The sequence below is a fragment of the Paenibacillus sp. Y930 genome, assembly GCF_056786375.1.
The window spans coordinates 103001-125427 of sequence record NZ_JBXCIX010000003.1 but is presented as its reverse complement, the minus strand read 5'-3'; the positions used below and the strand labels follow the sequence as shown (position 1 = coordinate 125427).

At 38.6% G+C, this 22427-nt stretch carries 26 protein-coding genes; 20 read left to right on the top strand and 6 right to left on the bottom strand.

The window, feature by feature from the left end:
* Positions 1–24: 24 nt before the first annotated feature.
* The 13 genes from AC1TO5_RS09655 to AC1TO5_RS09595 all read left to right on the top strand — a co-directional run bounded on the left by AC1TO5_RS09655 (position 25) and on the right by AC1TO5_RS09595 (position 9652).
* Positions 25–744, top strand: a complete 720-nt coding sequence (locus tag AC1TO5_RS09655; RefSeq protein ID WP_482062603.1) for an SAF domain-containing protein — start codon at positions 25–27, stop codon at positions 742–744.
* On the top strand, positions 734–1600 hold the full coding sequence (locus AC1TO5_RS09650) for a CpaE/TadZ family protein (protein ID WP_482062602.1): 867 nt from the start codon (positions 734–736) through the stop codon (positions 1598–1600). The genes AC1TO5_RS09655 and AC1TO5_RS09650 overlap by 11 nt, the downstream gene beginning before the upstream one ends.
* Before the next feature lie 85 nt (positions 1601–1685).
* The gene (locus tag AC1TO5_RS09645; RefSeq protein WP_482062601.1) at positions 1686–3032 is read left to right on the top strand and encodes an ATPase, T2SS/T4P/T4SS family; all 1347 of its coding nucleotides are present in this window, start codon (positions 1686–1688) and stop codon (positions 3030–3032) included.
* Complete coding sequence (locus AC1TO5_RS09640; protein WP_482062600.1) at positions 3032–3973, top strand: hypothetical protein; 942 nt, start codon at positions 3032–3034, stop codon at positions 3971–3973. The genes AC1TO5_RS09645 and AC1TO5_RS09640 overlap by 1 nt, the downstream gene beginning before the upstream one ends.
* Positions 3974–4064: 91 nt before the next feature.
* The gene (locus AC1TO5_RS09635) at positions 4065–4958 is read left to right on the top strand and encodes a hypothetical protein (protein ID WP_482062599.1); all 894 of its coding nucleotides are present in this window, start codon (positions 4065–4067) and stop codon (positions 4956–4958) included.
* 302 nt (positions 4959–5260) lie between these two features.
* Entirely contained in the window at positions 5261–5410 is a 150-nt protein-coding gene (locus tag AC1TO5_RS09630; protein WP_482062598.1) for a hypothetical protein, read from the top strand.
* 98 nt (positions 5411–5508) lie between these two features.
* Positions 5509–5655, top strand: coding sequence for a hypothetical protein (locus tag AC1TO5_RS09625; protein WP_482062597.1), 147 nt, complete (start codon positions 5509–5511; stop codon positions 5653–5655).
* Positions 5652–6077, top strand: coding sequence for a hypothetical protein (locus tag AC1TO5_RS09620; protein ID WP_482062596.1), 426 nt, complete (start codon positions 5652–5654; stop codon positions 6075–6077). Before AC1TO5_RS09625 ends, AC1TO5_RS09620 begins: the two co-directional genes overlap by 4 nt.
* Before the next feature lie 75 nt (positions 6078–6152).
* The gene (locus AC1TO5_RS09615) at positions 6153–6575 is read left to right on the top strand and encodes a hypothetical protein (protein WP_482062595.1); all 423 of its coding nucleotides are present in this window, start codon (positions 6153–6155) and stop codon (positions 6573–6575) included.
* A gap of 24 nt (positions 6576–6599) precedes the next feature.
* Positions 6600–7079, top strand: coding sequence for a PH domain-containing protein (locus AC1TO5_RS09610; RefSeq protein ID WP_482062594.1), 480 nt, complete (start codon positions 6600–6602; stop codon positions 7077–7079).
* Entirely contained in the window at positions 7072–8706 is a 1635-nt protein-coding gene (locus tag AC1TO5_RS09605; RefSeq protein WP_482062593.1) for a PH domain-containing protein, read from the top strand. Before AC1TO5_RS09610 ends, AC1TO5_RS09605 begins: the two co-directional genes overlap by 8 nt.
* A gap of 202 nt (positions 8707–8908) precedes the next feature.
* Positions 8909–9238 carry a DUF3024 domain-containing protein gene (locus tag AC1TO5_RS09600; RefSeq protein WP_482062592.1) on the top strand — a complete coding sequence of 110 codons (330 nt, stop codon included), beginning with the start codon at positions 8909–8911 and terminating at the stop codon, positions 9236–9238.
* A gap of 126 nt (positions 9239–9364) precedes the next feature.
* A complete protein-coding gene (locus AC1TO5_RS09595; RefSeq protein WP_482062591.1) occupies positions 9365–9652 on the top strand; it encodes a HesB/YadR/YfhF family protein in 288 nt (95 codons plus the stop codon).
* Between the two features lie 92 nt (positions 9653–9744).
* Here AC1TO5_RS09595 and AC1TO5_RS09590 read toward each other — a convergent pair whose 3' ends face one another.
* The 3 genes from AC1TO5_RS09590 to AC1TO5_RS09580 all read right to left on the bottom strand — a co-directional run bounded on the left by AC1TO5_RS09590 (position 9745) and on the right by AC1TO5_RS09580 (position 12458).
* Positions 9745–10608, bottom strand: a complete 864-nt coding sequence (locus AC1TO5_RS09590) for an SDR family oxidoreductase (RefSeq protein WP_482062590.1) — start codon at positions 10606–10608, stop codon at positions 9745–9747.
* 36 nt (positions 10609–10644) lie between these two features.
* Complete coding sequence (gene uxuA, locus AC1TO5_RS09585; RefSeq protein ID WP_482062589.1) at positions 10645–11712, bottom strand: mannonate dehydratase; 1068 nt, start codon at positions 11710–11712, stop codon at positions 10645–10647.
* 101 nt (positions 11713–11813) lie between these two features.
* Entirely contained in the window at positions 11814–12458 is a 645-nt protein-coding gene (locus tag AC1TO5_RS09580) for a GntR family transcriptional regulator (protein WP_482063101.1), read from the bottom strand.
* Between the two features lie 567 nt (positions 12459–13025).
* On the opposite strand from AC1TO5_RS09580, the gene AC1TO5_RS09575 reads away from it, so the two are divergent.
* The 5 genes from AC1TO5_RS09575 to AC1TO5_RS09555 all read left to right on the top strand — a co-directional run bounded on the left by AC1TO5_RS09575 (position 13026) and on the right by AC1TO5_RS09555 (position 17677).
* Positions 13026–13979, top strand: coding sequence for an ABC transporter permease (locus AC1TO5_RS09575; protein WP_482062588.1), 954 nt, complete (start codon positions 13026–13028; stop codon positions 13977–13979).
* Positions 13969–14910: an iron chelate uptake ABC transporter family permease subunit gene (locus tag AC1TO5_RS09570; RefSeq protein WP_482062587.1), complete on the top strand. Its 942-nt coding sequence runs from the start codon at positions 13969–13971 to the stop codon at positions 14908–14910. The genes AC1TO5_RS09575 and AC1TO5_RS09570 overlap by 11 nt, the downstream gene beginning before the upstream one ends.
* Positions 14907–15665: an iron ABC transporter ATP-binding protein gene (locus AC1TO5_RS09565; protein ID WP_482062586.1), complete on the top strand. Its 759-nt coding sequence runs from the start codon at positions 14907–14909 to the stop codon at positions 15663–15665. The genes AC1TO5_RS09570 and AC1TO5_RS09565 overlap by 4 nt, the downstream gene beginning before the upstream one ends.
* A 25-nt stretch (positions 15666–15690) precedes the next feature.
* Positions 15691–16689 carry a siderophore ABC transporter substrate-binding protein gene (locus AC1TO5_RS09560; RefSeq protein ID WP_482062585.1) on the top strand — a complete coding sequence of 333 codons (999 nt, stop codon included), beginning with the start codon at positions 15691–15693 and terminating at the stop codon, positions 16687–16689.
* Positions 16690–16834: 145 nt separating this feature from the next.
* Positions 16835–17677: a YitT family protein gene (locus AC1TO5_RS09555; RefSeq protein WP_482062584.1), complete on the top strand. Its 843-nt coding sequence runs from the start codon at positions 16835–16837 to the stop codon at positions 17675–17677.
* A gap of 196 nt (positions 17678–17873) precedes the next feature.
* Here the strand turns inward: AC1TO5_RS09555 and AC1TO5_RS09550 are convergent, their stop codons facing one another.
* Together AC1TO5_RS09550 and AC1TO5_RS09545 are read right to left on the bottom strand one after the other, a co-directional pair.
* On the bottom strand, positions 17874–19139 hold the full coding sequence (locus AC1TO5_RS09550; protein WP_482062583.1) for an MFS transporter: 1266 nt from the start codon (positions 19137–19139) through the stop codon (positions 17874–17876).
* A 4-nt stretch (positions 19140–19143) separates the two neighbouring features.
* A complete protein-coding gene (locus AC1TO5_RS09545) occupies positions 19144–19878 on the bottom strand; it encodes a glycerophosphodiester phosphodiesterase (protein WP_482063100.1) in 735 nt (244 codons plus the stop codon).
* A 135-nt stretch (positions 19879–20013) separates the two neighbouring features.
* Here AC1TO5_RS09545 and AC1TO5_RS09540 point away from each other — a divergent pair, with 135 nt between their 5' ends.
* Both AC1TO5_RS09540 and AC1TO5_RS09535 read left to right on the top strand, forming a co-directional pair.
* A complete protein-coding gene (locus AC1TO5_RS09540) occupies positions 20014–20226 on the top strand; it encodes a hypothetical protein (RefSeq protein ID WP_482062582.1) in 213 nt (70 codons plus the stop codon).
* A 296-nt stretch (positions 20227–20522) separates the two neighbouring features.
* Positions 20523–21329, top strand: a complete 807-nt coding sequence (locus AC1TO5_RS09535) for a DUF421 domain-containing protein (protein ID WP_482062581.1) — start codon at positions 20523–20525, stop codon at positions 21327–21329.
* A 74-nt stretch (positions 21330–21403) separates the two neighbouring features.
* On the opposite strand, the gene AC1TO5_RS09530 is transcribed toward AC1TO5_RS09535, so the two are convergent.
* Positions 21404–22087: a hypothetical protein gene (locus AC1TO5_RS09530; RefSeq protein ID WP_482062580.1), complete on the bottom strand. Its 684-nt coding sequence runs from the start codon at positions 22085–22087 to the stop codon at positions 21404–21406.
* Positions 22088–22427: the final 340 nt, after the last annotated feature.

Genomic DNA, 22427 nt, shown 5'->3' with positions numbered 1-22427 from the left:
ACAAAAAGTTGGAGGAGGAATGATATGTTAAGAAGTAGAAAGCTGTTTGTCACGTTACTATCAGCTATCATCTCGGCAGCGTTAGTATACGGATTATATCTTCTGCAATTTGAACGTATTCAAGCAGAGGAGCAGATTGAAGTTGTTGTACCTGGCCAATTTATTGAAGCAGGGCAGATGATTAAGGAGGAACAATTGCAGATGTTGTCTATACCAATTTCATTAGCTACAGCAGAAATGGTGTTCAACAAGGCAGATGTTATTGGACAAGAAGCGATCGTTCCGCTTGGTAGTGATGAACCCGTATTGCAATGGAAGCTTAATCGTTATGCACTTCACCCGAATGAACATGAGGCGACCTTCCAAATTCCGAAAGATTATATCAAATCAGTATCTAATGGTATCCGTGCTGGAGATGCGGTCTGGATCTACAGTTCGGGGGCAGAAGCTGCACCAACAAAAATATTTGAGCAAGATATTATCGTTGCATCAGTGAAAACGGGATCCAATCTTGAAGTAGCTGCTCCAGATGAGGAAGGGAAAAATGCGCTAGTTCGTGGCAACGCTGAACAAATGTATGCCTCAAGGCGCATTGCTAACGGCATGATTGAATACATCAATGTCAATCTTACAGAAGAACAGTGGTTGTATATTGATAATCTTTGTCGCACGGGTGATGTTAAGCTCGTTATTGCTTATCATTCTTTACCGCAATTGGTGAAAGGACAGATCAATGATGAATAGAGGTAACGGCAGTGAGCAGCATGTAGGCCGAGTGTTATCATTTATTGGCACGACACCGAACATTGGCACGACGGTATGTGCACTTGCTACGGCATATCGTATCGTTGAAGTCACAGAGTGTAAAGTAGCATTTCTATGTATGAACTTCAAATCCTCAAAGCTACACCGCTATATGAACATTCCCCCAACGCAAGCAACAGTCGATGAATTACTCCCACATTTACGTACCCATTCACTCACCTCAACTATGCTTATGAATGCGATGACAATATCATCATCAAGACCGCAATTACATCTATTGCTTGGCAATCGTTACCGAGAGATGGCGGAATATTTCAGCGATGAAGATATAGGACAACTAGTAGCTACCGCCAAGGAACATTATGATTATGTCATTATTGATTGCAATGCGTATTGGGATAATGCCGGAAGTCTATGCAGTATGCAACAAGCAGATGAGATTGTGCTAGTTACGACAAATGCGCTTTCACATTTTCAAGAAGATACAAAAGGCTGGTATGGAACAATGTCTCATTCACTAGGACTAAGCGATAAGAGTGTTCATGCCCTTGTCATTAGACAGAGTAAACAATATTCAGGATTTACAACACAAGAAATTGAAGCGGAATTGCAATTGAAAGTCATTGGAGATGTACTGTTTCCCACGTCCTTATTTTCCAGCTTAGATGAGGGCGCGCTAGATTACTGGCTAACTGAAACTTCGGAGGGGCGCAACTGGTTGGTTGGATTATCGATTAACTTACTGCCTGAGCAATATACATTGAAAAAGCAACGAGCATGGAAAAGTGTGCAAATGATATGGCAACGTAAAATGAAGTCATCATTAGCAAAATAAAAAGTTAAGTGCTGCTTCCGAGGTTACTTTTCATTAGCAAGTTGTTCATAAGTAAGTCAATAAAAAGTTGTAGGAGTGATTTCATATGACGGACAATGAGATTAAACGATTTTCAGCAATCGAATTTATGTCTCGCCACAAAGCAAAGGTTGATTTTGAGCCAAAAGATAATGGATCATCCCTTCAATTTCAAACATTATGCAATGAGATGCGTAGTTTTTTGAGTACGCCGCGCGGCCTCAGTGAGGAGGAAAGAAGAGAATATAGTGAATCATTAAATCAAGCAGTACTTGGATTTCCAGCAGCAAGGCAGTATATATTGAACATTATTACAGATCGATTGTTAAAGCTTCATATTAATGAAATTGAACATTATGAGCATCCATATCCCTCGCTTGCTGAAGCAATATTTTCCGAGGTGGTGGGAATGCATGTGTTAGAAATTATTATTAGAGATACGGATGGGCTTGAGGAAATTCAAGTGGTAGGTACGAATATATATACGATTATACGTGGTGAAGTAAGCCTTTCTCCATATCGCTTCGAACAATTGAAAGAGGTAGAACGAATTCAACAAAATTTGGTGCTATTCAACAACGATCATATTAATATGCGCAAGCGGTGGGCGGAAGTTATGTTGAGAGATGGTTCACGTGTAACCATTACAGGGCATGGATATACTGCGCTTCCGACGTTGACGATTCGCTTCTACACGCTCCGTAATATTCCCCTCTCGCAATTAGCTGCTGCTCCTTATCGAATGATGTCTCCGAGTATGCTTACTATTTTCCAATTAATACTGAAAAACCGTTATAATCTGGTGCTTATCGGGCCAACGAATACTGGGAAAACAAATTTACTGAAAGCCTGCATCGCAGAGCTGCCAGCTGAAGAAAGATTGGTAACGATTGAAGGTCGTTATGAAATGATGATTAGTAGAGATTATCCGAATCGTAATATTATCGAATATGAAATTAATGAAGATGATTATTTGCATAGCTCGAATCAAGCTTTCAAGCTAGCTCTGCGGCAATCTCCACAGCGTATTATTCATGCTGAAATACGGGATGATGATGCGAACATCTATGTGCGCGCCTGCACTCGGGGACATCATGGAAGTATGACAACCGTACATGCTAATCAGTTAGAGGATGTTCCCGAAGCGATTGTTGATATGTGTATGCTTGATGGCAGGGGCATGGATGCTAATCGTCTAGCTAAGCGAATTACCCAGTTCGTGACAGAGATTGGAATTCAACTTCAACTTGTTAATGGGAGACGTATCATTACAAGAATAGGAAGATTGCACTGGGATAATAATGATGTTCGCGTAACAGATTGGGTAACGTATGATCCAGAGCAAGATCAATGGACGATTCATTGGAATTATATACGTCAGGAGCTACCTCATATTGAGGAAGGGGTAGGTTAATGATTTTTCATGTGATGACGCTAGCGATTGTGGGAGTATTGTTTATTTTACTTATGTATATGATCGAGAAATTAATACTGATCGTCTTCACAAGACAGCGTCGTAAAAGTCGGCTTACGCCAGTAATGACAGCTCCAATATTACATCATCGATCATGGGTACAAAAATTAGTACACAAGTTAACTACTTATCTCGATCATCTGCTACAAACATTACGATTATCGATTAGTGGAGAACGATTCCTTCACTGGCTACTAAGTATAGCACTTGTAGGGGGCGTACTCGGCTGGTATCTGTTCGGTTCGATGAAGGGTGCCATATTATGCTCGGCAATGGTTGCAGGAATACCATATATGACGCTCAGAATGCTACTTATTCATCGCCAGCTAGAGGCACAGATTGATTTCCTGCCAGCAATAGAACTATTCTACCAATGTTATCTTATAACAGGAGAACGTCAGATCAAAATAGCGCTTGCCAAGGTCATTGAAGAGAATAGAATTGCTGGACCGATGAAAGGGATATTTGAGCAGCTATATCGTAATTTGTGCGTGCGTGATAATGACGAGGAAAGCTTAGATATTTTCGCTAATTCGCTTGGTCATATATGGGCAGATTATTTTGTGCAAATGATTAAGGTAGCGTTGCAGGAAGGCGTTACAATATCAAGCAGCTTAAAACAATTGATTCAAGATATGAGAGCTGCAAGGCGGGCTAATGAGCAGGAAAGACATCAGCTATTAGAAATAAGAATTGCTAACTTTACACCAATATTATTTCTGCTCTTATTTATCGTTATAAATTTCAAGTACAATCGCGAGCAATCGTTATATTACTACTTTCATGACCAATCAGGCCGCGAAATGATACTGCATATGATTACGATGATCTTTCTATCGTTCCTTATGGGGATTTATTTATCGCGTAAGAAGATGGGCTAGGCTGCATAGCAAAATGGGATATGCTTTCGATGTGCTTTTCATTAACTAGAAGTATATCGAGCAGTTTATGAAAAGTTGTAGGAGGTGTGAGATGTTTGAATTCCAATGGGTTAACTGGATATTATTTGTGGCTCAAATTATTTTTGGAGCGATCTGTATCGGTGCATTACTGCAAAGTATTCCTTCATCATCTCGTAGCCACACCATCGAACGAAAGTTGTGGGGATGGCATAAACGCGAGCCTTCTCTGAAGCTACTTCGCTTAGTAAGGATAGACGAACAGCTAGTTCGGCAAAGCAAACGGGCAATATTATGGGCAGGATGTGGGATTGATTATTCAATTGTAGCCTATATGCTCTGGCGACAAGTTGTATTATGGACAGGTTATATCAGTATGGCGATATTTCTACTATCAATGCAATTTATTCCCTTACATTGGAATACAAATCGAGTGGTCATATTGTTCATTATACTAGGTGTTATCGTCACCATTCATTTGGATGAATATTGGCTAAGGGCTTATCGGCAGTTAAGAGCCAACTCCATTACGAAGGAAATTTATGCGATTAGCGGTCAGCTTCTCTATTTTGCAGATTCTAAGCTACATATTCATACCAAACTGCGAAAATGTCTACCTTATAGTCGATTGCTTCGCAAAGATATGGAAATATTGCTTGCCGATTGGTATCACGATCCGATTATTGCCTTGCAACGATTCAAGCGCGCGATCGGTACGGAAGAAGGAATTAGTTTTGTTGATACGATTGATGCGCTCAGGCAGCATAATAATGAAGACTTTTATACATTGCTGAGAACGAGATTACTAGATTATAAGGATACGATCGAGTTAGCTAAGGAAGGCCGCAAAGAAACTGCGTCTTACGTCCTCTTTGTCATTGCTGGCATACCGATCCTCTACACCTTTCAAGTATTTATCTATCCGTGGGTGCAAGAAGTGAATAAGCTACTATCGCTAATGAATTAAGGAAGTTCAAAAAAAGGACTTTGATAACGATGGATATGCTGACGTAGCATACTCGACATCGCATCTGAAACGAACTTGGAAAGTACGGTTCGCGTGTACCAACCACGTACACTTGCGCTTCCGCCTTTCTCAAGTAGCGTTTCACCTGCTCGGTTCTGAAAGCCCACTTTTTGAACCTTTATTTTAAGCTTCGAGCGAGAGAATGTCCGCTCGTGTACACGTGCCGTACAAGTTGCTGGGTTTTGCTTTGTGGTGTACTTGATACAGCAGATGAAACTAAACTATTGAAAGGAGGTGACGGGATGAAAAATATTTTGATGACGGTGATGATGTTAATTGTAGTTGTGATTTTGTTCAACGGTATTATTTCGAAGGATGGAACAGGAACGAAGGCTCAAATCCAATCACAAGGTAATGCTGCTAATTTACAAATTGGCACGATAACACCGTAATGCGGGTTATAGCTTGCATGCTAGTTAGTAGTTGGAAAGCTACAATTAATCTACTAATTACTCCTCGAATGATCGAATTGAAAAAAAGAGGGATGTTTATGAAACAAATGGTAGTCACCTGCGCACTACTGCTTACGATGCTCGTCATTTACTTAACGGTGATTCAAGATGAGGATGGAGTGAAGGAGCAACTCGATCAGTCTGATACGCAGCTGACCAATTATGTGAGAGGGATTGACGCATGAAGCAAATATTAGCATTCATTATGTTTTCAACTATTATTTGTTGGATGATGTTCTCTCCCATTTACAAGCATGTGCTTATAACAAGACAAGCGATCTTGCAGCAAGAGGTCGATTATTTATTAGAGGTTGGTGCTAGTGGGCAATATGGTTATATTAGCGGTAATATGGTTGATCAGTCGAAGCGAAGATTAGCGAGATTCGGTCTCAAGACTGAGAAATTACAATATGAGGTTTCAAGTACGGCAGGTCAACTATTGCTTAATGATGGTTATCGGGTAGGTAGGGGAGAAGGTATCGTACTTTCCTTATCCTATCCCTATGAGCGGCTAACAGCGATTGATGCATTAATTGGCATCGAATCAGTGCCCGAAGGGCAATTAATGCGGGCTTATGGCCTGCGGATGAGTGAGTATGTGGAGTAGAGGTGAGCGCTCATCTATAAATTATTAATTATTCCATTGATGCTAGTCATCTGGCTTATGATGTACTCCGAGCAGTTGGATCATGAACTATCGATGAAAGCCTACTACAAAGGCAAGCAAGCTGTTAATCATGCAGCGCATGCAGGAGCATTACAGCTAGATGAGCAGTTGCTAAGTGAAGGGATATTTACAATTGAACGTGAATTAGCATACAACATGGCCTCGCAGTACTTGTACGCTAATTTACGATTAGATGAAAGTGGAAATCCAACAGATCAGTCTTTTCTAAGGGAGCGAGTGGAGCTTCTTCATTTTGAAGTGTTAGATGCAACTTTGGCATATCCTTATGAATATAGTCTTAGTGAGTACGGCTATAGCACTACGTTCGATCGACCAGCAGTTGTCATTGTTATTAGAATGAAATATCCGCGTATATTTTCAAGCAATAATCCTGTAGAATGGAATATAATTGGGAGCTCACAACTAGTTTTCCAATAATATAATGCAGGAGGCAACGGATAGATGAATCGTGAACTTACTCAGAAATTACATAAAGATTATATTAAAGCATCTAAGCTTACAAGCTACATTACTCACGGAATATTTCTATTACTTATTATTGCTGCCTTGATCGTTATTATTATGAACGATTGGACTATGATTCCTATTTATATTGCAGCCGCGGTCTGGATACTCTCATTCGTTATCTTTACGTATGTCGTTCCAATTTATGAATATCGTAGCTTTTCATTCGAAGTGTTTGATGAGGAGCTTGAAATCCAATCTGGAATATGGTTTCGCTCTAATATACTCGTACCGATGAATCGCGTGCAACATGTTGAGGTTGGAAGTGGTCCGATTATGCGTAAGTATAAGCTTGCTAGCTTAAAAGTTGTTACGGCGGCCAAGGAACATGAGATCAGCGGCTTACATCAATCGAATGCAGAGGCACTGAAACTTCAGATTGGCGAATTAGCGAAGGTGGATGAACTACATGACTAATCCACGTAAACTATCACGCCTAGATATTTTCTTTGGATTTCTGCGGACGATTAGAGTATTTATTCCAATTGTTTTTGTTGCATCCGTTAATAGTGGTGAGTTTAAGTGGCTGTATACATTATGGGGGCTACTAGGCGCTGTCGTTATTGTAGTCTTTTCCTTGCTGTACGGATGGTTAACATGGAAAAAGTTCAGTTTCTACTTAGAATCAGATCGCATTGTTATTATGCGCGGAGTATTCAATAAGGAAGAAAAGGTCATCTATTATAATCGAATTCATTCTGTAAATGTACAGCAGCCACTGCTTCATCGGGTGTTCAGTGTTGCGAAATTGCAAATAGAAACTCCCGGCGGAAAAAGTGGTAAAGCGGAAGGTGAGTTAAGAGTATTACCACTTACGCAGGCTATTGAGTTACAACAGCAGTTGAAACATTATGCTGCGATCATTCGCGAAGGTGGCGTAATAGCTCCATTGCCTACAGAGAAAGAACGTAGTAGCAATGCTAGTATGGGGCAGCCAGATTTGGATGCTGATCGTTCATTACAAGCTAAAAGCGAGCAGGAAAGTGCTGCTCGGCAGCTACCAGTAACAGGACAAATGGAAACCGTCCATCAGCAGTCGGTAGCTGAACAGATGGAAACTGCTTATTCAGCCAACGCTCATAACATGCAAGAACAACTGGATTACAATATGAAGTTATCTGTAGGACAATTGCTAAAAGCTGCTCTCACTTCATTGAATTTGAATTACGCGATCATTTTCATTGTGGGGATATTCTCATTTGCCGATGATTTCATTAGATTCGTAGTTCCTGAATTTAATTATAATCAGTACTTGGATGATTATAATGGCTTATCGTTCAAAATTATTATTGTTCCAGTTATAGTAGTAATGCTATTCGTGTGGCTGTTGTCTATTGCATTGTATGTGATAAAATTTGGAGACTATCATATTACACGTAGTAAAGAGCAGTTATCGATTAAGTATGGACTACTGGAGAAGAAAAGTTATGTCTTCAATGAAGGTAAAGTTCAAGCAATTATTATGGATGAAAATCCAATTCGCCAACTATTAGGCTTTGCAGAGTTAAAAGTTCAGGTCATTACATCCGATGCGAATAAGGAACAGCTTGTTATTCATCCTTTTGTTCGTAAGAAGGATATGTCAGCCATTATTGAGCAGTTAATACCTAGTCGCAACATCAAGATTCAGGAGAAGCTTAGTAGTGTTCCTATTCAAGGTTTGATAACGTATGCGTTATTACCAATGATCATCGTAACTGTTATTTGTGGAATTAGTATTTGGCTATGGCAATACACTGGGTTATGGATGCTGTTATTGTACCCAGTAGTGATGTTGTGGGTTAATAGCTGTAGAGTTTCTGCGGGGCTATGGCTTGAAGATAATGAATTAGTGTTGCGTAACCGATTTATTACTCGCACGACTTATTTCGTAGCTAGAAAACATATTGTAACGCTGAAGGTAAAGGAGTCACCACGTCAACGTAAACTTGGACTAATATCGATTAGTACAAAGGTGCTCGGCAGTGTATTTTCTTATTCTGTTCGAAGCCTTCGTCGTGAGGATATTGAGGCAGTATGGAATTGGTATAGTCGAAGTAAGTAAGTAAGTAAGTAAGTAAGTAAGTAAGTAAGTAAGTAAGTAAGTAAGTAAGTAAGTTGCGAGGCGCACTTTGTGAATCATTGAAGTGCGTCTATAGCTGTTGAATAGAATAGTGATTTATTTTAGTATAAGCATATAGTATGATTATTAAGTAAGGGGAAGTTCACAGCAGTTAGAGGTAGCTATTAATTTAGGAGGGTTACGTATGGATGAATTTACAAAAAAACGTATTGGAAAAATTATGGATAAGTATATAAGTAACAAAATACCTGCACATTTGAGCAATCAAATAAAATTGGCTTACAAAATAAGAGGAAACAATGTTACTTTAATAGAAGAAAGACCAGCATTTCGAAGTGAGCAATGGGTGCAGCGAGCTATCGCCCAATTCAGACTTGATCAGGACCAATGGAAGATTTATTGGCAAGATAGCAAGGACAAATGGCATTTTGTAGATGATTATATGGCTGATGAGAATTTTGAAAATCAATTAGAGATTGTTGAAAAAAATGAACGTAGAATATTTTGGTCATAACGATGGTATTGATCGCTTATATGGGGATTGATATTGGTCATTGTCGCAGTAATTTAGTACAATTATTACACAATAACCGTTATACTATAGGTAGATAATGATTATCATAGAAGGGTGTGCAGAGGTATGAAATTAATCGTCGAACAACCAGCAGCAAGTTGGTACAAATCAGAGATGGAATTACAGCAGGGAGATCATGTTCGTATCTATGTTAGATTAGGCGGCTGTGGTAGCGTTCATCCTGGACTATCATTAGGAGTAATGAAGGATCAACCACGTGAGATTGGACTATTGGAAGAAGTAGAAGGTGTAAACTTCTTCATCGAGCAGGATAATTTATGGTATTTGGAAGAGAAGGATTTGACGGTTTCTTTCGATGCACCCACTGAAGAGATTAAGATGAGTGTACAATAGTCAAAGCTTAGTATGTTTTGTGTATGCTGTTCTACTATAGATGTTAAAAATCTCGCTAAAACTGTATCACAGTTCTAGCGAGATTTTTCATATTATACGCCTGAGTAGGCCATGAATCCACCATCGATCGGAACAGTAATCCCTGTGACGAAGCCAGATGCGCTATTATCGCAAAGCCATAGCAATACACCTAATAAATCATCTGGTTTACCGAAACGTCGCATTGGAGTATGTGTAATTATTTTGTTAGAGCGATCCGTTAGAGAACCGTCTTCATTCACAAGTAACTTATGATTCTGTTCGGTAAGGAAGAAGCCAGGGGCAATCGCATTAACGCGAATACCTGCATCAGCCATATGAACAGCTAGCCACTGGGTAAAGTTTTCAATAGCTGCTTTTGCTGCACTATAACCAGGAACCTTTGTCATAGGAGACGGAGCACTCATTGAAGATAGGTTAATGATCACTGGGTTTTCTACGGTAAGCATTTGTTTTGCAAATACTTGCGATGGAATAAGTGTCCCAACGAAATTTAGATCAAGCACTTGACGAATGCCATCTGGCTGCAGATCAAAGAATGATGATACATTGGGATTATTCATATCCTCCATGGAGAATGTTTCATTCGTCGTATTCGCACTTGCTTGATTACCGCCAGCTCCATTAATTAGAATATGACATGGCCCAAGTTTTTGCTCAACGACTTGGCTTGCTTCAGTAACGCTTTGTGTATCGGTTACATTACAAGGTACGCCAATAGCAATGCCGCCTTGCTCAATAATCGTTGCTACAACACGTTCGATTTTTTCAAGAGTACGGCCTAGTACGGCTACCTTCATTCCTTGACGAGCCAGCTCAATGGCCATTGCTCCACAGAGCACCCCCGAACCGCCAGTTACAACCGCTACCTTATTAGCAAGCGATGGATGAATCGTTTGTTCTTGATTAGTAGACATGATCAAATCTCCCCCTAAAACTGTTGTTTTATTGAACTACATCTTTGATGCGTAACGATAGGCGTCCCATAGCCCCCACAAATGCATAATCCCTAAGCCACGGTCATACAGTCCGTATCCAGGACGACATTGCTCTCCCCAAATATGTCTGCCATGGTCTGGACGAGCATAGCCCGTATACCCGATATCATAGTAGGCCTTCACAATACCAGCAATATTAACAGTACCATCCTGAGTGCGATGAGAGGTTTCGATGAAATCACCATTTTCAGCTACACGAACATTACGAATATGTGCAAATGGAATACGGTCGCCGAATTCATGTATCATCGATACGATATCATTGTTAGGATTGACGCCCAATGAACCGCTGCAAAGTGTAAGTCCATTAGCAGGATGATCAACAAGCTTCAAGAAACGGCGTAAATTTTGTTGGCTTGTAATAATACGAGGTAAGCCGAACAATGAGAAAGGAGGATCATCGGGATGGATCGCCATTTTAATACCTGATTCTGCTGCAACAGGAATAATTGCTTCAAGGAAATAAGCTAGATTACTCCAAAGATTTTCTTCATCAACAGCTTGGTAAGCTTCCAAAGTAGCCGATAATTGTTCTAGACGTTCTGGCTCCCATCCAGGAAGTTGGAATGTTGAGCTGCTTTGAAAATAAGTAACAAGTTCATGCGGTGTTAAATTTGCCACTTTTTCCTTTTCGAAGAATAGGGCAGTCGAACCATCTTCTAGCTCTTCAAACAAGTTCGTACGTAACCAGTCAAATACAGGCATGAAATTATAGCAAATGACTTTTACACCTGCAGAACCTAATTTGCGAATCGTGTTTTTATAGTTTTCGATATATTGATCACGCGAAGGTAAGCCTAACTTAATATCCTCATGAACATTAATGCTTTCAACAACATCGATATGCAGTCCAGCAGCATCCGCCAGAGATTTAACTTCTTGAATACGTTCCATAGGCCATTCTTCGCCAACAGGAATATCATGAAGAGCCCACACAATACCTTCTGTACCAGGAATTTGCTTAATATGTTCTAAAGGAATAGGGTCATTACCCTCACCAAACCAACGAAATGTCATGCGCATAATAAATCCTCCTAAAACTTTTCATGATACAAACTTAAGAAACTACCTCGCGAATGAAAAGTAGCACCGAAAGCATAAACTTAACTTTTCATGATACAAACTTAGATGAAATAATCAGGATACTTTTGATTCAGCATAGCGAAATCATCTACACCGCGGTTAAGATGCTGCTTCATTACTTGTATCGCGAACGTAGCGTCTTTTTTCTGAATAGCTTCGAAAATTTGACAATGCTGCTCGTAAATTTGTTTCCAGTCATTATTATCGAGTAGACGTAATTTACGACTGCGGTCCAGATGAATGGTAAGCTGGCTCATCGTGTTCCAAGTATGAATCTTGTTCACTCCAGCAAAAAGAATGAAGTGGAATTGCTGATCTAAAGTGAAGATATGATCGCTATCTTCGTATTCTAACAATGCTTTTTGCTTCGAAAGATTCATTGCTAGCTCATTTAGAGATGATTCGGGAAAATCGTTGCAAGCAATCTCAATAATTGCGCATTCTAATTGTAGTCTCATAAATCTAGCTTCCTCTACAAGTGAACGATCAATTAATGACACGAGCGTACCACGTTGTGGTAATACTTGAACGAGTCCTTCTTGTGCTAATCTAACAAAGCTTTCACGAACAGGAGTACGACTTACATTGAATTGGATTGCCATCTCATTTTCAGAAAGAGAAGTTCCTGGTAAAATTTTGAGTGTAATAATTTGTTGTTTCAATGCTTCGTAGACCTGATCACGAATAGAACGTGTATCGCTTGATGGTTTGGATATAATGAATCACCTCCCAAAACATTTTAGTAACAGATTGATTTACTTACTGTGATTAATAAGTAGCTTCCAAAGCAGAAGCTAAAAGAAAGTGCTTACATTAATACTTACATACTACCATACAAGTTAAATGTTGAGAAGATGCTAATTAGTGTTGGCTCAAAATCATAATTAGTGCTTTTATCTCGTCAAGCACTAGATAACTGCGTTGAACCTTACCATATTGTTAAAAGCTGTAGTATTGAGTTGTTTCTACTAATACGATCAACAAAAAAACTTTCAGTAAACGTTAAGTTAAAATGTTCAAATTATTGTATAAGAATTATTTTAGTTATTCATAACTTAGTCACACGATGCAAATTGTTAGGCGTTATTCTACAATAGTTGTTGACGAAGTGTATAGGTAATGATAAGTTTATATATGAGAATGATTATCAATATAAACTTAATTATTCAACTCGTTGAAACTATGAACGAGTTTTATTATTAGTAACAACTGAGAATGATTATCTATCTGAGAGAAGAGATTAGAGGGAAGACATGAAAGTATGGCATTTGGTAGTTATTCTAGTGACCCTATCTATCATATCACTGTTTGTTGGTGTAACTGATATCTCTATATTTGAGCTCTTTAATTTATCGGAGAAGCAACTCCAAGTGATGACAATTACTCGTATACCTCGTCTAGTTAGTCTTATTATTGCTGGTGTAAGTATGAGTGTTGCGGGTCTTATTATGCAGCAGTTAAGTCGCAATAAATTTGTCTCGCCTACAACTGCGGGTACAGATGATTCTGCCAAATTAGGTATTATGGTGGCTATGCTAATGTTTTCTTCTGCATCAACGATGGAGAAGATGCTTATTGCCTTTGTATTTGCTCTGGCAGGTACGTTTCTATTTATGAAGTTACTCGAGAAAATTAAGTTCAAGGATGCGATTTTCATTCCGCTTGTTGGCTTAATGTTCGGTAACATTATTAACTCAGTTACAACGTTTTTTGCATATAAAAACGACCTCATTCAAAATATTTCATCTTGGCTACAAGGAAGCTTTTCAAGCGTCATGTCAGGTAGCTATGAATTGATTTATATTAGCGTTCCACTACTTATTGTAGCGTATCTATATGCGAATAAATTTACAATTGCCGGTATGGGTGAAGATTTTTCAGCCAATCTAGGTCTTAATCATAAACGAGTAGTAAATATCGGTTTGATTATTGTAGCACTTGTATCTGTTGTTGTTATTCTAAGTGTAGGTGCGATACCATTTCTGGGATTAGTTGTACCTAACATCGTCTCCTTATACATGGGCGATAATTTGAAAAGATCACTAGTTCATACCGCTTTAATGGGTGCGATATTCTTGTTAGCTTGTGATATTATTGGAAGGATTGTGATCTACCCGTATGAAATTCCAATAGCGCTAACTGTTGGAGTTATCGGTAGTATCTTATTCCTTTACTTGCTAATGAGGAGAAGAGTTTATGAAAGTTAAGTTGATGATATTATTAGGTACGATGATTGCTATTATTATTGCTTTTGTATTTTTAGATCTTCCACATAATTGGGATTACGCATTACCGCGCCGATTGAAAAAGGTGTTTGCCATTATTATTACAGGTGGTGCAATTGCCTACGCGACGCTAATTTTTCAAACGATGACGAATAATAGAATTTTGACGCCGAGTGTGATCGGTCTAGATTCTTTATACTTATTATTTCAAACATTTGTCGTCTTCGTATTTGGTTCTATGAGTTTCCCTGCAGTAAATAAATATATGAACTTCGGTTTATCTACGGTGTTTATGATGTTGTTTGCTGTGGTACTATATCGCTTATTGTTCAAACGAGAAGGTAGAAACTTATTCTTCTTATTGCTAGTCGGGCTCGTAATGGGCACTATGTTTGGTAGTATATCTACCTTTATGCAAGTTCTTATCGACCCGAATGAATTTCAAATTCTTCAAGGGAAGATGTTTGCAAGCTTCAATAATGTGAATTCTGATCTGCTTATCTTAGCAACTGTCATTATTGTGCTGGTCGCATTATATTCCATCAGATATAACAAGTATTTAGATGTTATGTCGTTAGGGAAAGAGCATGCAGTGAATTTAGGTGTACCCTATGCAAAAACGGTACAAGGAATGCTGCTTATTATTGCAATATTGATCTCAGTAAGTACGGCACTTGTCGGTCCAGTTACATTTCTAGGCTTGCTCGTTGTCAATCTTGCTTATCATTTCATGGGAAGCTATCGTCATGCAGTATTAATACCTGCATCGATTTGTATAAGCGTCATTGCACTTGTTGGTGGTCAACTGCTTGTTGAACGTGTGTTCACTTTCAGTACTACCGTAAGTGTGCTAATCAATTTTGTAGGTGGTTTGTACTTTATATACTTGTTGCTAAAGGAGGCTAAAGCATGATTGAAGTAAGTAATGTTACCAAAACCTATGGTGGCAAGGCTGTCGTAGATAATGTTTCATTGAACATCCCAGAAAGAAAAATCACTTCGTTCATTGGCCCTAACGGAGCAGGTAAAAGTAGTTTACTATCTATAATAAGCCGACTTCTAACGAAGGATAGCGGTACAGTTACAATTGACGGTAAGGATGTGAGTGATTGGAAAACGGGAGATTTGGCGCGCAAAATCTCGATTCTAAAGCAATCTAACCATATCAGCATGCGTTTAACCGTTCGCGATCTTGTCAGTTTCGGAAGATTTCCTTATTCACAAGGTAAATTGACGAAAGAAGACTGGAAATTCATAGATGAAGCCATTGATTATATGGATCTAAATTCATTAAAAGATCGTTATCTTGATCAATTAAGTGGTGGGCAGAATCAAAGAGCATACATTGCGATGATTATTGCACAAAATACAGAAGTAATATTACTTGATGAGCCACTTAATAATTTGGATATGAAACATTCCGTTCAAATTATGAAAGTGTTAAGAAGACTTGTTGAGGAGCTCGGTAAGACCATTGTTATCGTCATTCATGATATCAATTTTGCTTCTTGTTATTCTGATTATATAGTTGCTTTGAAGGATGGAAAAATTGTGCAAGAAGGTCCGACAGCACAAATTATTGATGGACCTGTATTGGAAAGCATTTACGATATGAATATTCCAATAGAAGTTATCGATGGCAATCGTATTGGTGTGTATTTCAAATAATAGATAAAAAGGGTGGAGAAAAGTAATGAAAAAGAATTTATCAATGATGATGTTAGTATTAGTAATGGCTATTGTAATGGCGGCATGTGGTAATAATACAAACAATACTGCAAATAACGGAGCAACTGGTGGAGCAACTAATACACCTACAGCTACTCCAGAAAATTCTACAGAGCCAGCAGCAACTAGTGTTAAAGTAACTCACTTACTTGGTGAAACTGATGCACCAATCAACCCAAGCAAAGTAATTGTATTTGACTTTGGTGTACTTGATACCTTGGATCGTCTCGGTGTTGAATCTATCGTAGCTGTTCCACAAGATTCACTGCCTGCATACCTTGAAAAATATGCAAGTAGCGATTATATGAACGCTGGTGGTTTGAAAGAGCCTAATTTCGAAGCAATTGATGGTGCCCAGCCAGATCTAATTATTATTTCTGGACGTCAATCTGATGCTTACGAAGAATTGAGTAAAATTGCTCCAACAATCTACATGGGCGTTGATAACGCTGACTACTTAAACTCATTCACGAGCAATGTTAATACACTTGCTACAATCTTCGGTAAAGAAGAGCAAGCTGCTACTGAATTAGCTGCAATTAACGAAGTTATCGACAATGTTAAAGCTAATGTATCTGCAACGGATAAAAAAGGTTTAATCGTTCTAGCTAATGAAGGTAAAATTAGTGCCTACGGTCCTGGTTCTCGCTTTGGTCTGATTCATGATGTGCTAGGTGTTCCAGCTGTAGATGATAAACTTGATATTTCTACACATGGTAACGAAATTACATTTGAGTATATTGCTGAGAAAAACCCAGGTTACCTATTCGTTATCGACCGTACTGCGGCAGTTGGTGGAGAAGGTAATGCAAAAGATACTGTTGAAAATGATCTTGTGAAAAACACTGATGCATTCAAAGAAGGTAAAATCACTTATCTTGATCCTCAATACTGGTACCTATCTGGTGGCGGATTAATCTCTGTTGAGAAAATGGTTACAGATATTGATGCAGCAGTAAAATAATAGAATACGTCCATTGAACAGTTCCTAAAGCAATATTATTGCTTTAGGAACTGTTATTTTTTTGCAATTGAGAAAAAGTAATAGTAAAATAAATAATACCGTATATGACAAGTGTACTCGTGGAAAGATAAGGAGAGTGCGTAAAATGTCCAAAGGAGAGCTATTCAAACGAGTTATATTCATTACCATTGGTGCAGTAATGATGGGGGTTGCACTTGAAAAATTTCTAGTCCCCTATAACATTATTGATGGTGGAATTGCTGGTATTTCGATTATGCTGTCGCATCTTACCTCACTGCCATTAAGTATTTTATTGTTTATTATTAACATTCCATTTCTCATTTTCGGCTACAGACAATTGGGCAGAGGCTTTGCATTTTCTACGTTATATGGCATTGCAGTTATGTCGATGACAACGGCGCTGCTCCACAATTCTGGCCCGTTTCCGGATGATAAACTATTAGCAGTACTATTTGGTGGTATGGTGCTTGGTATGGGAGTTGGGCTCGTTATACGCTATGGAGGTTGCTTGGATGGGATTGAAGTAATTTCCATTTTAATATCGAAAAAGTTCAAAGTTTCGGTTGGTAATATTATTATGGTATTTAACGTAGTTATATTTGTTATAGCGGGCTTTGTATTCGAGTGGAGCTCAGCGATGTATTCGATGGTTACCTACTATATAGCGATAAAAGTGATTGATATCGTTGTTGAGGGCTTGAATGAATCGAAGTCGGTCATGATTATTTCTACGAAATATGAAGAAATATCTCAACTAATCGTTGATCGTCTAGGTCGTACAACGACGCTATTACATGCATCGGGTGGTTATTCTAAAGTGGATACGAAAGTAATTTACTGTGTCGTCTCACGTATTGAACTTTCCAAATTAAAGTCGCTCGTGCAAGTAGCAGATTCCAATGCATTTATGGCAGTTGAATCTGTAGCAGATGTAGTAGGCGGCAGCTTCAGAGAAACGGCACATTAATATAAGAGGATATTCAAAATCTCCGACGGTGATCACGATGATTATGCTGACAGCCGAATATTTTGAATTTTTATTGTAATTAGGGGATATCTCGAATTTTTATGGAATAATGAAAGAGGTTGATACTGCATTCAAACTATGCAGTATCAACCTCTTATTCGTTTAACGACGTTATTTCATGATGATAGTAGATCGATTACATTGAACGATGTAATGCTGCTGGCTTCGAATGACCTTTATCGTTGACGCCAAATAGAAATAATAGCGCTATTAGCATTCCAACTGCTGCTGCGTAGAACAGGTAGGAGTAACCAAGTAGGTCGACAATAAGACCCATTAATGGCGGAGAAGATAATGCAGCTAATGATGAGGCGATGTAGTATATTCCTGTACGAGTACCGATACTACTCTCCTTCCCTAGTGCAATAACGAATGGATAGGAGTTAATGTTAATTAATGCCCAGAAAATACCGCCTACGAGCAGTAGTACTCTTAATGTAAGTAAAGAGTCAACATAAGAAATAGCAGAGAAAACGATAATAAGTCCGATAACGCCAAACATGATCGTACTCTTTTTACCGTATTTATGGCCTAAGTAGCCTGCAGGTATAGCGGCTGCAACAAATGCTAACGAGAAAAAGGCCAGCGAGAACGATGATTGTGTATCTGACAAGTTAAGCTCTTTTCTTCCGTATAGTGTAAATAATGCTTCGATTCCTTGGTATGAGAAAAACCAAAAATAAATAGCACCTAGTAGGAATAGCGTTGGCAATGTCCATTCTTGAGAGTAAGTAGATAGATCTTGTTTCGCTTTTGCCAATAGTACATGAGCTCTTCCCCATACACGTTCATGATTGACTACTGCTTGCTGCTGTGGAATTTGTGGAGTATATTCAATCGCATCCCGACGCTCACGAATAAATACGATTAGAATAACTAAGCTCATTAATGTAAGAACAGAAGACGTTAAAAAAGGTAATGCAATATGCTGATCATAAAGTGTAGAGCCTACAGTAAAGGCAAATATTGAACCAATACCACCCATAAGATTAATAATTCCATTTGCTTGTGTGCGTTTGCTTGGTTCAGTAATATCTGGCATGAGAGAGACGGTTGGTGAACGATAAAGGCTCATCGATAAATTCATAAGTACCATAAATAAGATTAATAAAGAAAAGCTTGTATGTATCGGTATTAAGGCACAAAATATAGCTGCAAGTGGCATTCCTATAAGAAGATAAGGCATTCGTTTACCGATTTTTGTATCGGTCTTATCACTTTTCTGGCCAATGAGTGGCTGGAGAAATAAACCGAAATAATTATCTATCGTCATTAGAAATCCAACGAGCGTCGCACTTTTTACGATGTAGTTATCTAGAAATAATGGGACGAAAGCATTATATAATCCCCATGTTAGACTAATACTGAAAAATCCGAAGCCAAGCAGCCAAGTTTTTTTCATAGATTCAGCCCTTTCCGTGTAAAATTTGATGAAGTCGGTCTGGATAATCGGTAATAATACCTGATACACCAGCAGCAACAAAATTCTTCATTTCTTGTTCGTTGTTAACGGTCCACACATTGTAGATTTTATCATTTTGCTTTGCCTCTTCTACCCATTCTGGCATTACTGCATAGCGAGGAGCATGTAATGCATCTGCTTGTAATGATGCGGCATAATCCCATGGGCGATATAAGCCTTCCATATAGAGAATTCCTGTAGCAATCGCTGGATCAAATTGCTTGCAAAGTGCTAATGAGTAGTGATTGAAGTTGGAGATAATGACATCATCTTGAAGTTCGTATTCGTAGATTTTATCAATCACTTTTTGTTCAATTCCATGGTAGATGAATACGCCACTTTTGATCTCAATATTTAATTTAAGCTGAGATTGCTTGGCAAGCTTCATCAATTCATCTAAAGTAGGAATCTTTTCAGCAGCAAAGCTTTCAGCGAACCACGAGCCAGCATCAAGCTGTTTAATTTCAGCTAATGTTACATCTTTTACATACTTATCTACACCTGTTGTACGTAGTAAACTTTCATCATGGATGAGGACGAGTTGACCATCAGATGTCATCTGAACATCGGTCTCAATTCCAGTTGCGCCAAGCTCAACAGCCTTCGCAAATGAAGCCATCGTATTTTCCGGGCAATAACCGCTTGCTCCGCGGTGTGCGTAATTCATTGTCATTGGTATAATCTCCTCAAAGATAGAGTTTGTTACATGAATCGTACCATATACAATAACGCTTTCAAAGTTAAACTTTTATTAAGTTAGTGGCTAGTAGCAAGCAGATAACATTTAATAAAATGATATGAAAGAGGAGCGAATATGATGAGTGAAATGGTATTAAAAAATGAAACAACACCCAGCAACGTGTACGGTACGAGTACACAAGCGGTCAATGCCCGAACTTCAAATGAAGGTTCAAAAAGTGGACTTTCGAAAGCCGAGCAGTTGAGACGCTACTTGAGAAAGGCGGAAGCGCAAGTGTACGTAATTGGTACACGCGAACCGTACTTTCCAAGTTCGTTTCAAATGTGATGCCGAATAAGCTACAAAGCCAATCAACGTTATCAAAGTCCGTTTTTTGAACTGTACCTTCAAATGAAGGTTCAAAACATTCGCTTGTCAGCACCAAGAAGATGACCCATAGCGAAAACGAGTAGCACAGTGTACGTTAGTGGTACACGAGCACACACAGGCTTTCGATGGGGAGGCATATTCGCCGTCGAATAAGCTACGTTAGCATAATCATCGTGATCACAAGTGGATGTTTTGAATTTCCTCTCATGTATTTCTTCCTAAATAGTGGCGATACTATTATGGGAGGGATCACTATGAATGAAGTATTTGAACTTACATATCGGACACTAATTGCTTTGTTGGTCATGTTTACACTTACGAAGATGTTAGGTAAGCGCCAACTTTCAGAAATATCATTGTTCGGATATATCTCGGGCATTAGTATCGGGAATCTAGCTGCTTATATCGCGCTAGAAAATGACCGTGCGTGGGGTTTAGGCATTATTGCTTTAATTATATGGGTTGGTGTTACAATGATATTAGAATATTGGACCCTTAAAAGTAAAAAGATGCGTACCGCCGTTGACGGTAATAGAAGGATGCTTATAGCTAATGGTATCGTGCTTAAGGAAGCATTACACAAAGAACGATATACGGTAGAAGAGCTACTTGAACGATTAAGAAATAAAGATATCTATAAGATATCCGATGTGGAAAGTGCATCGATAGAAGCCAATGGAGATATAAGTGTGTTTTTGAAGCAAGACTTTAATCCGCTGACGCCCAATATGCTAGGAATGAAGATTGCGACTGAGAAAGAGCCGATGACCTTGATTGTTGATGGTTCAATGGAATTAGATATAATGAGGCAAAATGGTATAACTGAGGGCTGGCTTAAGAAACAATTGGACACTGTTAATTTGAAATACGAAGATGTATTTATTGCTCAGTACACGATAGATCAATCACTATCATTATTTACACTTGATCATCGAACGATTGAAGTGGATTTGCAAAGTGAGCAACAGCAAGCCGAACAAATAAATTTAGAAGAGATTAAGATAGGCTTGCTCCAAACAATCGCATATCTCGAACAATTGGCAAAGAAGAAGCAAGGTTAATCCTTAATTCTTCTTTGCTTCATCTGTTTTTGAAGCATAAAACTATATTAATAGTAGAAACACAATCAAAGTAGCTATTTATTTCTGTAATCGTTCAATGATGTCGGCATAATTAACCCATTGGCAAATTGATGCTGTACGAGAATATTGAATTGCTTCAAATAGGGATCTAATGGTTTGTCACCCCAAGCTGCTTGTGCGAATTCATCCATATAGAACATAAAATTCAAATTAGCAGATATATGCACTTCTTCAACTTCCGGAGCAAGCTCAAACACTTTATTAGCGATCGTTTGTTTGAAGCGATCGGTAAGTTGTGTATTATCATTAACGGATATAAAATTTTTGAATGGGTTATTGGTGATCGTATTAGGCGCTTTATTATCGAATGGCGTTGTATCCTGCCTAATATATTGTTTGGAGATGGCATAACCCCGGCCTGTATTATCAAGGACAAGAGCTACATAGGCATTTTTGTCAGTTAAAAATACTCGAACAGCCCCTACACCGCCAATTGAACCTAATGCATCTGATATTTTGGGGTTATAGTGAACCGTAGTATTGACATGTTGTTTATCATCGGGATGATTCGTACCGAATGTTATGAACTGTCCTTTTTGTGCTTGCTTAGCTTGTGAGCTACCATAATCTGAATCATCTAGTTTTTTGCTATAGCGTTCAATTTCACTACTGCATCCAGCTGTAAGTAGTAATAACACGAAGCAAAATGTCGATAGTAGCCTCATACTTCTCATCATACACTCCTCCAAGCGATTGTTAGATATATAGCTATTGTTTCATTAAATGAATAGAAAATATTCATCGACTTGACATACATAATTGACCGTTTGTAATGGAAACGTTAACTAATAGCATAAAAAGCAAGAAAAGGGTGTTAAAATCAAGTCATATAATTCCATATACTGAGGTTTCATAAGGTTGTGGCGGCTTTAAGAACAATTTGTGAACTTCCTGTGGAACATTGACAAAAGGTTGTCACAACTTTATATTTAATAAAGTGATTTAGAATGCAATAATTGTGAAACATCTGTGTTGTGTTATACGCAGCAGACTATTTGCCACATACATAAGGCTGCT

Excerpts from the sequence above, each read along its gene's own strand:
- AC1TO5_RS09565 (WP_482062586.1), top strand. The coding sequence starts at position 14,907 with ATGATTGAAGTAAGTAATGTTACCAAAACCTATGGTGGCAAGGCTGTC.
- uxuA (WP_482062589.1), bottom strand. The coding sequence starts at position 11,712 with ATGCGCATGACATTTCGTTGGTTTGGTGAGGGTAATGACCCTATTCCT.
- AC1TO5_RS09650 (WP_482062602.1), top strand. The coding sequence starts at position 734 with ATGATGAATAGAGGTAACGGCAGTGAGCAGCATGTAGGCCGAGTGTTA.
- AC1TO5_RS09530 (WP_482062580.1), bottom strand. The coding sequence starts at position 22,087 with ATGATGAGAAGTATGAGGCTACTATCGACATTTTGCTTCGTGTTATTA.
- AC1TO5_RS09560 (WP_482062585.1), top strand. The coding sequence starts at position 15,691 with ATGAAAAAGAATTTATCAATGATGATGTTAGTATTAGTAATGGCTATT.
- AC1TO5_RS09600 (WP_482062592.1), top strand. The coding sequence starts at position 8,909 with ATGGATGAATTTACAAAAAAACGTATTGGAAAAATTATGGATAAGTAT.
- AC1TO5_RS09625 (WP_482062597.1), top strand. The coding sequence starts at position 5,509 with ATGAAACAAATGGTAGTCACCTGCGCACTACTGCTTACGATGCTCGTC.
- AC1TO5_RS09555 (WP_482062584.1), top strand. The coding sequence starts at position 16,835 with ATGTCCAAAGGAGAGCTATTCAAACGAGTTATATTCATTACCATTGGT.
- AC1TO5_RS09655 (WP_482062603.1), top strand. The coding sequence starts at position 25 with ATGTTAAGAAGTAGAAAGCTGTTTGTCACGTTACTATCAGCTATCATC.
- AC1TO5_RS09635 (WP_482062599.1), top strand. The coding sequence starts at position 4,065 with ATGTTTGAATTCCAATGGGTTAACTGGATATTATTTGTGGCTCAAATT.
- AC1TO5_RS09645 (WP_482062601.1), top strand. The coding sequence starts at position 1,686 with ATGACGGACAATGAGATTAAACGATTTTCAGCAATCGAATTTATGTCT.
- AC1TO5_RS09570 (WP_482062587.1), top strand. The coding sequence starts at position 13,969 with ATGAAAGTTAAGTTGATGATATTATTAGGTACGATGATTGCTATTATT.
- AC1TO5_RS09640 (WP_482062600.1), top strand. The coding sequence starts at position 3,032 with ATGATTTTTCATGTGATGACGCTAGCGATTGTGGGAGTATTGTTTATT.
- AC1TO5_RS09595 (WP_482062591.1), top strand. The coding sequence starts at position 9,365 with ATGAAATTAATCGTCGAACAACCAGCAGCAAGTTGGTACAAATCAGAG.
- AC1TO5_RS09540 (WP_482062582.1), top strand. The coding sequence starts at position 20,014 with ATGATGAGTGAAATGGTATTAAAAAATGAAACAACACCCAGCAACGTG.
- AC1TO5_RS09535 (WP_482062581.1), top strand. The coding sequence starts at position 20,523 with ATGAATGAAGTATTTGAACTTACATATCGGACACTAATTGCTTTGTTG.
- AC1TO5_RS09575 (WP_482062588.1), top strand. The coding sequence starts at position 13,026 with ATGAAAGTATGGCATTTGGTAGTTATTCTAGTGACCCTATCTATCATA.
- AC1TO5_RS09620 (WP_482062596.1), top strand. The coding sequence starts at position 5,652 with ATGAAGCAAATATTAGCATTCATTATGTTTTCAACTATTATTTGTTGG.
- AC1TO5_RS09605 (WP_482062593.1), top strand. The coding sequence starts at position 7,072 with ATGACTAATCCACGTAAACTATCACGCCTAGATATTTTCTTTGGATTT.
- AC1TO5_RS09630 (WP_482062598.1), top strand. The coding sequence starts at position 5,261 with ATGAAAAATATTTTGATGACGGTGATGATGTTAATTGTAGTTGTGATT.
- AC1TO5_RS09610 (WP_482062594.1), top strand. The coding sequence starts at position 6,600 with ATGAATCGTGAACTTACTCAGAAATTACATAAAGATTATATTAAAGCA.
- AC1TO5_RS09550 (WP_482062583.1), bottom strand. The coding sequence starts at position 19,139 with ATGAAAAAAACTTGGCTGCTTGGCTTCGGATTTTTCAGTATTAGTCTA.
- AC1TO5_RS09590 (WP_482062590.1), bottom strand. The coding sequence starts at position 10,608 with ATGTCTACTAATCAAGAACAAACGATTCATCCATCGCTTGCTAATAAG.